Here is an 11,453-nt window from a genome sequence, read left to right as displayed (position 1 = left end):
AACCTGACAACGATTATCCAGAATCAGGAAACGCTGACCCATTTGGAGTATGACGCAACGGCCAATACACTGACCTATACGGATGAAGATAATCAAAATACAGTAATTGACTTGGCAGCTTTGGTAAGTGGACTGGACACGAACAACATCAACCATACGTTGGCAATTGATACAAATGATAACCTGGCCTTGACCGATGATCAGGGTGTGGTGGTAACGATGCCGGTTACGGATATCGCCAGTAACAATACGTTTATCGATAACCTGACGCAGAACTCAGAGTTTATTACAAACCTGACAACGATTATCCAGAGTCAGGAAACGCTGACCCATTTGGAGTATGATTCAACGGCGAATACGCTGACGTATACGGATGAGGATAATCATGATACAGTAATAGATCTGGCTACTTTGGTAGGCGCACTGGACACGAATAACATCAACCAGACATTGGCAATCGATACAAATGATAATCTGGCTCTGACCGATAACCAGGGTGTGGTAGTAACGATGCCGGTTACGGATATTTCCAGCAACAATACCTTTATTGATAACCTGACGCAAAATTCGGAGTTTATCAATGATATTACGAATATTATTACCACGGAAGGATTAAACAACATTAACCAGAGTTTGGCAATCGATACAAATGATAACCTGGCTTTGACCGATAACCAGGGCGTGATAGTAACGATGCCGGTTGCAGATATTGCCAGTAACAATACCTTTATTGATAACCTGACACAGAACTCAGAGTTTATTACAAACCTGACAACAATTATCCAGAATCAGGAAACGCTGACCAGTTTGACGTATAACCCAACGGCTAATACACTAACGTATACGGATGAAGATGGTACTGCTAATACACTGAATCTGTTAAGTCTGGTAAGCGGAGCAGAAACCTTAACCACTTTAGTGTACAGTTCAGCAAACGGTACGCTGACCTATACGGATGAAGATAATCAGGATACAGTAATTGACTTGACGGCTTTAATAAACGGGTTGGATACAAACAACATCAACCAGAGTTTAGCGATTACCAATGATAACCTGACGTTGACCGATAACCAGGCGGTAGCGGTAGCGATGCCGGTAACGGCTATTTCGAGCAATCCTACGTTTATTTCAAACCTGGTAACAAATCAGCAGTTTGTAAATGAAATTACCCAGATTATCGATGCCGAAGAGACCACCACAACCATAACCGGTACTGTTCCCGGGCACCAGATTGCCGTTTATACGGATGAAGACGGTGCCACAACAAACATCAATGAAACGGTAACAGCATTAGCGTACAACGACACAACACATAAACTGGTGTATACGGATGAAGCGGGTACGGCAAACGAACTGGCAATGCAGGATCTGGTGGGCGATGCAGAAACCTTAACCACATTAACGGTAAACGCTTCCGGTAATAGCGGGGCTGGCAGTCTGGATTATAAAGATGAAGACGGAACAACCAATGTACTTGATTTAAGACCGTTAATAAAAGAACCGTGGTTTAGTGTGACGAACAGCATTGGTGCAACATCCAATATGGAAGATGTGTATACTATGGGTTGGGTTGGTATCGGACATGCCGCGCCGTCCGGCTCTTTAAATGAAAAGCTGCGCGTAAACGGGGCGATCACCACGACAAACGGATACTATGCCGATTATGTTTTTGAAGATTATTTTGATGGTGCTTCCGATCTAAAAGCAGATTACAAATTCAAATCGCTGGAAGAAACGAAGGCATTTATAAACAAAAACAGACACTTGCCGGGCATTACTCCAATCACGAAGTTGGAAAAAACAAAAGAAGGATACTCCTTTAACATCTCGGAACTTTCCATACAATCGTTGGAAAAAATCGAAGAATTGTACCTGCACATTATTGAGCAGCAGGGACAGTTGGATGCCAAAGATCAGGAGATAAAAGCATTGCAGGAAAGAATGGACAGCCTTGAAAAAAAGCTGACAAAACTAGGAATGTGATTTGAGGTAGTTTTTCATTTTGGGGAAACTGGTGTTGGTAATAACACTGGTTCCCCGGAGTGAAAGAATATCCGGATAGAACAACAACGGTGAAGAGTCTGCCGGATGGAATAGGAATGAGCAGTTTAGCAGAAAAAGAGGCAGACGCTTTTGTTGTTTCGGTTTGTTTTTCAAACCATATAATTAAGAAGGAGTATGAATAAAACATATATTATGAGGAAATTAAATACTATAAAATCAAATTTTATTCTGGTTTTGCTAATCGGGCTGATTAGTTTGACAGTCTCAGGACAGGTTGGTATTAAAATCAGAGATAACAGTGTTCCGGGCACTCCGAGTAATCCGGCACCGGGCGCTTTATTTGAGGTAGAAAGTAATATGAGAGGAGTATTGCTGTCCCGTATGACAACAGCAGAAAGGGATGCTATTCCAACGAGCTCGCTGATTAACGGGTTGACGATTTTCAATACCACAACCAACTGTTATAATTATTATCAGGAAAGTATACATACCTGGCTGAGTATGTGTGGTACGCTGCCACAGGCAAATTTAGCGGTAGCACAATGTAGCGCCGTAACGGTTCAGGGTGTTTATAAAGCGGGCGAACCGTTAAACCAGACCCATTTTATAACGGTTCCGGTAACGGTAACCCAGCCGGGTACCTATGAAATAACAGGAACAGCCAATGGCTTTTATTTTGAAAAAAGCGGGACTTTTCCAACGACCGGGACTTATACTTTAACGTTACAGGGGGTAGGAACACCGGTAGCGGCAGGAACAGAAACCGTGACGATTTCGATCAATAATGTGGTACAATCCTGTACATTCACGATTACCGTGATTCCGGCTGCTACAGAATTTTCCATGCTTTGCCCTTCAATAACGGTGGGGGGAAGCTATGTACAGGGTGTGGCGCTGAATGCTTCGAATACGCTAACGCTAACGGTAAATGTTACCGCAGCGGGTAATTATATGATCAGTACCAATACCGTAAACGGCTATTCGTTTAGCGGTTCGGGTAACTTTACCACTTTAGGCAACCAGACGGTTGTGCTACAGGGAAGCGGTACTCCGGCAGCTCCGGGAGCCAATACAGTAACGCTAACCGGAAGTGCCACTACAGCTGGTAGCTGTACGGTTAACATTACGGTAGCGGTACCACCGGTATCCTATACCATCAATTGCGGCGGTATTACGGTAAGCGGCAGTTATATGACGGGAACCGCAATGACAGCGGCCAACAAAATGACAGTACCGGTAACGGTTGCCAGCGTTGGAAGCTATACCATTTCTACTGATGTGGTTAACGGTATCTCTTTTTCCGGAAGCGGAACCTTTTCAACGGTAGGAACCCAGGTGGTAACACTCATGGCAACAGGTGTACCGGTGGCGGCAGGTTCGTTTCTGTTTACCGTAAGCGGTGTGGGTAACTCCGGAGCCAGTTGTACAAAAAGCATTGCCTTTACCAATATGTACCGTACAATGCGGGTATTGGGATTAGGAATAGGATTAGGACAGCCGGCAACAGCGCAAACAGGCTATTCACCAAAAGAAATACTAATGTCGACGGTAAATTTCGGACCAAGCGGAACGGTACCGGTTCAGGGAATAAGCTTGTTTAATGGCGGTACAAACCAGGGATATTCTCTGAAAAGCACTATCAACACTTATAATATTGATATTGTTATTGTAGGAACAGGATATAGCCCTTCAGCGGAAACGACTTCAGTATTGAACAATTTTGTCAAAAATAAAAAAGGAGTACTGATCTATGCATCAAATGAAAGCAATTTTACACAGGAGCAGAATTTGGTAAACACCATCTGTGGAGCTTCGACAACCATTAATGCGCAGGGAGGAGGTTCTATTTCGGCAACTGTTACAAGTGTATCCGATCCGATACTAAACGGTCCTTTCGGAAATATTCAGGGATTAAAATTAGGTCAGGATGGAAGTGCCCAGCGTAATTACATTATAAGCGGACTGCCGGCAACGGTAGCACCACTGGCAATTCATCCGACATTGGCAGGTGTATTTGCATTCAAACATAATACATTAGGATTCTTCTACTGCGGAGACGGAGTCTGGGCGTCAGGAAGTTCAACCCATCAAAGTTTATATAATTATCCGGCTAAAATTGATGCAAGCGGCAGACCGCAGCCAAAGGCCTATGCTCCTCCGGGAACCACAGTATACAACAGTTTACTTTATGCAAATACATGGGCATGGGCAATTAAATATGTTCAGGAAAATACAGATTCAGGCTATTTGATTCCTTAATTGAATTTAATGGAATCAGAGCAAAGCGTTGCTCTTCCGGCGGGCTGTCAATACAGTACCCGGTTGTGAGGAGCAACTGCTATAAATCCGGCGGGCAACAGGAAGATGGAAAGTTCCGGTAAAGTAAACCCAAAACAATACTTTAATTCAGGCTAACTAACTAAAAAATAATTATGACCTCTTCTTTGGAAAAAACGTTTTGGATGCTTTTCGTCTGTCTGACCTCCTTTTTTATAAAAGTGAATGCTGCTGTTAAAAAAGAGGAAAAGAAGATCCCGTTAAGCATCACGCTGGCCTCCGGTTACAGCATCAGTATTACCGTTCTGGTCCAGGACGGCATCGGGCAGAAAAAGATTATCTCCGGTAAAACCATTCCGAAAGGAAAGAAAGAGATTTTCAGGATACCCGATAAATACCTGCCCGGAGAGGTGATACTCCAAACGGAATATGTGAAAACAAAAGGAGATGTCCGAAAGAAGAAAATGCATTTTTTAATTGTAAAAGAAGCTTTGAATATCGTGATAGACCCGTTAGGAAGTGCTTTTTTACAGTTTGAAATGTCCGATCTGGAAAACCCGGTTTTTTCCGGTTTTTTAAAAGAGCAGGAAAACAGAGTGGAAGCCATACAGGCACTGGAACACGTGCTTGCAGGGAAGACAAAACCGGTAAAAGAAAGACAGGCTCAGGAGCCGTATGAAAAATACCGGCAGGCGGTAGCGGAATACAATGACTGGATTAAAAAAGAAGCAGCAAGGCACCGGGAACTGTATGTTTCGCATCTGTATGTTTTTTTCCGGTATCCGGAGTATCGTTTTGATAAAAAAGGAATCAGGATTCCGGACAGTATTGTGGAACAGTATTTTGACAATATGGATTTTGAAGATCCGCTGTTGGTCACCACCAACCGGCTGTCAAAGTATTTCCAGAACTATATCGACCTGTTTACGTTGCAGTATCCGGAAGATTATGATGTTCAGGACAGCCTGGTGCTGGAAGTTTCCCGCAATATCGTGGGAAAAGTATATGCCGGGCATCCGTTGGTATACGGCTGGGCAGTAGATTTTTTATATAAAGGCATTGAAAGGGGGCAATATCCCAGAGCGATGGCCTACATTGAAAAAGTAGCTATGGAAGGGAATTGCTGGGTAAACAATGTGGAACTGGTCCGGTTAAAACTGAAAGGATCCAAGTATTTGAATGTGGGCGATAAAGCGCCGGATTTTGTTTCCAGAACAGAGCCCCGGTCGAATTACATGAGTCCGAAATTCCAGTTGTACACAACCCTGCCCACAAAACCGTACCGGCTGATTGTTTTCTGGCTGGCCGGCTGCGGACATTGTCTGGATCAGATCAGGGAAATGGCTTCCTTTACCAGGCTAAAGAAGAACAGTGATTTGCTGGAAATCATCGCCATTAATATTGACGAAGATGAGGAAGCCATTCCTTTAAGAAACAATGTTATAACCGCTAATCCGGATTGGGTGCAGCTGGTGCTTGATGGCGGCGTTTCAAATGAAATTGCCAGAAATTATGTGGTCTATCAAACCCTGACAATGGTACTGCTGGACAGTAAAACCAATGAAATTAAAAGTATTCCGAATGATCTGATCGAACTGGAGGAAAGCCTTCCGTACAATTAGTCAGATAGGACATAATGATAGTTAACTTTAAAAAATAACAGAATGAAATTTTATTTAAGTGCCGTTATTTTATCACTTTTTTTTACCGGCAGTGTTGCTGCCCAGACCATCAATACCGGTGATCTGAAAATCAATCCGGGAACGGTTTTTTCAACTCATTTTGATTTTGACAATGAAGTAACCGGTGATGTCGTAAATGACGGTGAATTGATACTTCATGGTAATTTCAATAATGACGGCTTATTCACCTTTACGCCTTTATCCAATTCGGGATTTACCCGTTTTGAAAGCAGTTCGGGCGCGCAGACCATTTCCGGCTCGCTGCCCAGTGAATTTTACAGTGTGCTTTTTAACAATAACACCATACAGCCGGCCTTTCTGCTCACCGGGTCTATCTCCATAGCCGGAAATGCAGATTTCTATGAAGGCATTGTAGATGTTGACGGTTCCGGCGGGGAAATTGTTTTTGAAGCAGAGGCTACCCAAAGCAATACGAGCGACGACAGTTTTGTGGACGGTACCGTAGGGCGGAAAGGCAACAATGCGTTTGAATTCCCTTTTGGCGATGCCGGTTATTTCAGACCGATGGCCATTAGCAGCAGCGGTAGTCCCGGCAATACTTTCGAAGGGCATTATTATCTGGAAGGTTCCGATGCTTTATATCCGAACAACCAGCGGCAATCCATCATCGAGCAGATCGACAAAACGGAATACTGGAAATTTGAAAGCCAGGAAACCAGTATTGATCTGGCTTTAACCTTAACCTGGAATGAAAATACTACTCCGGCAACCTTTATTAACGGAAACCCGGATACGGTATTCGCCATTGTGCGCTGGGACGTAGCGGATGCCGAATGGAAATTCTATCCGTCGGCAGTAGATCCGGCTAATAAAACGGTAACGGCAGCCATCAGAAATGACGGGATTTTCACGCTGGCACGGGTTTATGAAGACACACCGGACAACATCGTTATCTACAACGGGGTTTCCCCGAATGGCGACGGGATGAACGATTACTTCTTTATTGACGGTTTAGCCGATTTTCCGGATAACTCGCTGGAAATCTATAACCGATGGGGTGTGAAAGTATATGATACGCAGGCGTATGGAATTAATAACAATTGGTTTTGGGGTATATCAGAAGGAAGAACAACAATTAATAAAGGAGAGAAACTGCCAACGGGCACTTATTTCTATGTGCTGAAATATGTCACCTTAATGGGCAGAACCAAAGACAGGGTGGGCTATTTACAGATAAATTAACTGTTTCCGGGAAAAGTAAAGAAGCAAGAATATACTGTATTCCGGATTCAAAAAGAGAAACCTATGAAAAAAAATATTATGCTGCTGTTAATCGCTGTAATGGGTATGAATAGTTACGGGCAACAGGATTCGCAGTACACACAATACATGTACAATACAATGAATATCAATCCCGGTTATACAGGAACCAGGGGAGTAATGAGCATACTGGGACTGTATCGCACCCAATGGGTAGGGCTGGAAGGCGCACCTAAAACCGGTACGTTTACGATTCATTCCCCCATAACGGCCAGTGGTCAGGGATTGGGATTTTCGGTAGTTAACGATCAGATTGGCGTATCGAAAGAAACAACGGTATCGGCCAGTTATTCCTATCCGATTCAACTGTCCGCTACGGTAAAACTGTCGTTAGGGATAAGTGTTTCCGGCAACTTTTTGGAAGTCGATTATAACCGGCTGACCATTCACGACAATCCCGATTCGGAATTGCGGGGAGTGATCAACCAGACGTCGCCGAATGTTGGAGCCGGAGCCTATTTTCATGCCGAAAAATGGTATGCCGGACTATCGGTTCCCCGTTTTCTGGAAACCGAATTCTATGACGATATACAAACTTCGGTAGCGACAGAAAAAATGCACTTTTATGTGATGGGAGGGTATGTTTTTGACCTGAATGAAAGCCTTCAGTTCAAGCCGGCAGCAATGGTTAAAGCCGTTAACGGTGCTCCGCTGGCGGTAGATATTTCGGCCAATTTCCTGTTTAATGAAAAATTCACTTTAGGAGTGGCGTACCGTTGGGATGCCTCCGTGAGCGGTATGGCAGGTTTTCAGATTTCGAGAGGACTGAATATTGGCTATGCCTATGATTTTGATACCGAGAGACTGGGGAAATACAATTCCGGATCGCATGAAATTTTCCTGCGCTTTGATTTGATTTCGCCTCTTAAAGCCAGAATGATGTCACCAAGATTTTTCTAACTAACATGTAATTCAATAGATATGATATTAAATAGAAATCTGGTATTGGTTTTACTTTTCGGTTTAAGCAGTACTGTCGGATTCTCACAAAAACAGGATAAAAGACTGGAAAAAGCCAACAAAAAATATGAGGAGTTTTCCTTTATTGAAGCCCGGAAATTATACGGACAACTGGTTGAAAAAGGCTATACGACCAAAGAAGTATACGGCCGTTTGGGCGATACCTATTATTTTAATTCGGACTATACCAAAGCCCTGGAATGGTATACCAAACTAATGGACCTGGGTGGAACACCGGCTCCGGAATACTATTTCAGGTATTCGCAGGCGTTACGCGCCAATCAGGATTATTCCCAGGCATTAACGGCTATGGAAACCTATTATTCCAAAATGGGAAAAGAGGAAGAGGCTAAAAAATGGCGGCTGAAAGAATATATGGCTGCAATACAGGAACAGTCCGGAAGATATGATGAAATAACAGAAGCAAAGATAAATTCAGGATTGTCCGATATGGGGGCGGCTTTAGTACCCAACGAAGAAACCATAAAGCAGGCGGGAGAAATTGCCCAGTTTGAAAAAGAAGAAAAAGCAAGAATAGCCAGAGAAAAAAAAGAGCAGCGAATGGATGACGACGAGCGTGCCCTGGCCGCAAGAAGCGAAACCGCTGCAAAAAATAAAAATAAGGAAGATGTACCGGTAAAAGTATTTGAGCAGCTGCCCAAATACAAGGAAATTATCTATGCAACAGCAAAAGATTCCGGTGTTTTTATCAAACGCAAACACAACTGGAACGAAAAGCCGTTCCTGAAATTATATACCGCAACGATTAACAATGAAGGAAGACTGGAAAATGAAAAGAAGCTGCCCGGCGATATTAATGCCCGGTACCACCAGAGTACACCGGTAATTACGAAAGACGGCACCATGATGTATTTTACCCGTCTGGAATTGTATCACAACAAAAAAACAGCCGGAAAAAATAAAAAGGAAGTCAGTCAGCTAAAACTTTATCAGGCACAGAAAATCAACGGGGTCTGGACAAATATTGTGCAGCTTCCGTATCCGATAAATGTAGATGGCGCTTCTTCCGGACATCCGGCTCTAAGCCCGGACGACAGTCAGTTGTTTTTTGTTTCCAATCGGAAAAATAAGATGGGAAATACCGATATCTATGTAGTGAACCGGAAAAAAGGTGGCGGTTTGGAATCAAAGGTGGAAGCACTGGACGACAAGATCAACACACTGGGAAGGGAAACCTTTCCTTTTGTAGACGATAACGGAATATTATATTTTGCTTCAGACGGGCATCCCGGTATGGGCGGTCTGGACATTTTTGCTGCGGCAAAAGACAGTAACGGTACCTATGTGGTGGTCAATATCGGCGAACCGGTTAATTCGGTCTATGACGATTTTGCCTACGTGATTGACAACGAAACAAAAAGAGGCTTTTTTACCTCGAACAAACCGGGTGGCAGCGGCGATGATGATCTGTATGAATTTCTGGAAAACAAGCCGATCCGCTTTCCGTTTAACTTGAATGCCGTTTATTTCGGTACGGTAAAAGACAGCATGACAACGGAGCCGATAGCCGGCGTGAGCGTGGTTATTTTCAACGAACGGAATGAAAAAATCAAAACGGTTTTAACGGATTCGCTCGGAAAATATACACTGGATCTGCCACCGCTCAGAAACCATACGTTCCTGTTTAAAAAGAAAGGATATGCTTCCGAGAAAGTGCTTGTGGACGGCGTGAAAATTTCAGAACGCAAAGAAATATCGGTAGCCTTGTTTAACGAACTGTCGGTAATTGTGGACGATAAGGTCGTAACCCTGAAAGAAGGGGATGACCTTACGGAAAAACTAAAACTGAATCCGATTTATTTTGATTACGGAGGCTACAGCATCCGGAAATCATCCGAAAAAGAACTGGATAAAGTGATTGACCTGATTAAGAACCGTCCGAGTATTTCCATTGAGGTCCGTTCGCATACAGACAGCAGAGGGAAGGATGACTTTAACATGAGGCTTTCCAAAAACAGGGCAAAAGCGACCATCGATTATATTATCCATAAAGGTGCGATTTCTCCGGAAAGAATTTGGGGTGACGGTTATGGAGAGTCACAGCTGATTAACAATTGCGGTAATGGTGTGAAATGTACAGAAGCCGAACACGAGCTTAACCGGCGTTCGGAATTCATTATTATCCTGAAAGATCAGGCACCGGAAAAAGAATAAATAAAATAGACTGTATTAGTAAGATTTACCAATCTGTTGTTTTGATATAGCCTTCTTTCCTGCATTGTCTTGATTTATGGTGCCATCGCGGTTTTTTAATGGGGGTTTAAGAAATCAATTTGTTTGGCCATAATAGTATGATGTGATCTTAGAAGAACGTGACAGGGAAGAGGTGCTATATTTATGAGCATACTGGAGATCTTAGTAAGAATAGTGTTGACCGGTAGGGTCACACAAAGTGAATAGCTTTAGCAGGAAGTTAGTTTTTTTTGGTTTTTAGGATTTACCACGGGACTGCAACCAGTGGTAAATTAAAGAAGGGGCTTTATGCCCCTTCTTTTAATAAAGGTGGTTGGTTATAACATGACGTTTAAAAAGGAATTACAGGTAGCAATACGAAAAAAGAGATTGATATGGAAGCTAAAAGGGTTAGGGTAACGGGGAAATTAGGGCGGTATATCAGCATATTGCTCACGGTATTTTTAGTAATTGAAGAACTGTTCAAAGGCATTGACCTGATTACCGGAAAGCCCGGCCTGGTTGCCATTTTTTATGAATGTGGTTTTTCTACTGAGGGGATTATGGTATTGGGAATCGTGACCGTTTTAAATACTGTTATAATATTGTTTCCGGCTGCATTTGTATGGGGCTGTTTTTTAATGGCCTCACGATTTGTGGTCATAAGCGGTTTCTATTTGCTGGAAGACCATGTCAAAGCGGCGGTTGCAGAAGGAATCTTACTGCTTTTGGTCTTGCTGCTGCTGCGGTTGGGACATCCTTTTTCGCTTTATTACCGGAATAAGAAAAACCTCCGCTAAAAAAATACCTGTAGAAATGTAATAACTATAGCGCAGTATTTTGTTTTTTTTAAACATTATTCTAAATTTTATTTGTATATCTCAAAATAAAGTTTTATGTTTATCCTGTTGTAAAACAACAACATACACTCCCCATTAAAATAACATACGGTTATCACTCCCCATATAACCAAAACAAACAGCAACAGGAATAGCCTTTTGCTGCACCGGGTGTTTTTTGTGTAAACCCACAAAAAAACTGCCCGGTAAACAGGTA

7 protein-coding genes are annotated in these 11,453 nt (G+C 42.9%); all 7 read left to right on the top strand.

Annotated elements, in window-relative coordinates; all coding sequences use genetic code 11:
- Positions 1 to 1,983, top strand: a 1,983-nt coding sequence (locus B3394_RS15330; protein ID WP_286926629.1) for a hypothetical protein, incomplete at its 5' end; no start/stop codon positions are given.
- 213 nt (positions 1,984 to 2,196) lie between these two features.
- On the top strand, positions 2,197 to 4,263 hold the full coding sequence (locus B3394_RS15325; RefSeq protein WP_286926627.1) for a hypothetical protein: 2,067 nt from the start codon (positions 2,197 to 2,199) through the stop codon (positions 4,261 to 4,263).
- Between the two features lie 173 nt (positions 4,264 to 4,436).
- The gene (locus B3394_RS15320; RefSeq protein WP_286926625.1) at positions 4,437 to 5,903 is read left to right on the top strand and encodes a thioredoxin-like domain-containing protein; all 1,467 of its coding nucleotides are present in this window, start codon (positions 4,437 to 4,439) and stop codon (positions 5,901 to 5,903) included.
- A 42-nt stretch (positions 5,904 to 5,945) separates the two neighbouring features.
- Complete coding sequence (locus B3394_RS15315; protein ID WP_286926623.1) at positions 5,946 to 7,166, top strand: gliding motility-associated C-terminal domain-containing protein; 1,221 nt, start codon at positions 5,946 to 5,948, stop codon at positions 7,164 to 7,166.
- A gap of 63 nt (positions 7,167 to 7,229) precedes the next feature.
- Positions 7,230 to 8,144 (top strand): PorP/SprF family type IX secretion system membrane protein, encoded by a 915-nt coding sequence (locus tag B3394_RS15310; protein ID WP_177735270.1) that lies wholly within the window; start codon positions 7,230 to 7,232, stop codon positions 8,142 to 8,144.
- 21 nt (positions 8,145 to 8,165) lie between these two features.
- On the top strand, positions 8,166 to 10,379 hold the full coding sequence (locus tag B3394_RS15305) for an OmpA family protein (RefSeq protein ID WP_286926621.1): 2,214 nt from the start codon (positions 8,166 to 8,168) through the stop codon (positions 10,377 to 10,379).
- A gap of 413 nt (positions 10,380 to 10,792) precedes the next feature.
- Positions 10,793 to 11,197 (top strand): hypothetical protein, encoded by a 405-nt coding sequence (locus B3394_RS15300; RefSeq protein WP_286926618.1) that lies wholly within the window; start codon positions 10,793 to 10,795, stop codon positions 11,195 to 11,197.
- Positions 11,198 to 11,453: the final 256 nt, after the last annotated feature.

The organism is Flavobacterium sp. UBA4197 (genome assembly GCF_002379575.1).
Lineage (GTDB): Bacteria > Bacteroidota > Bacteroidia > Flavobacteriales > Flavobacteriaceae > Flavobacterium > Flavobacterium inviolabile.
The sequence above is the reverse complement of the archived record's forward strand: the minus strand, read 5'-3'. Positions and strand labels throughout refer to the sequence as shown.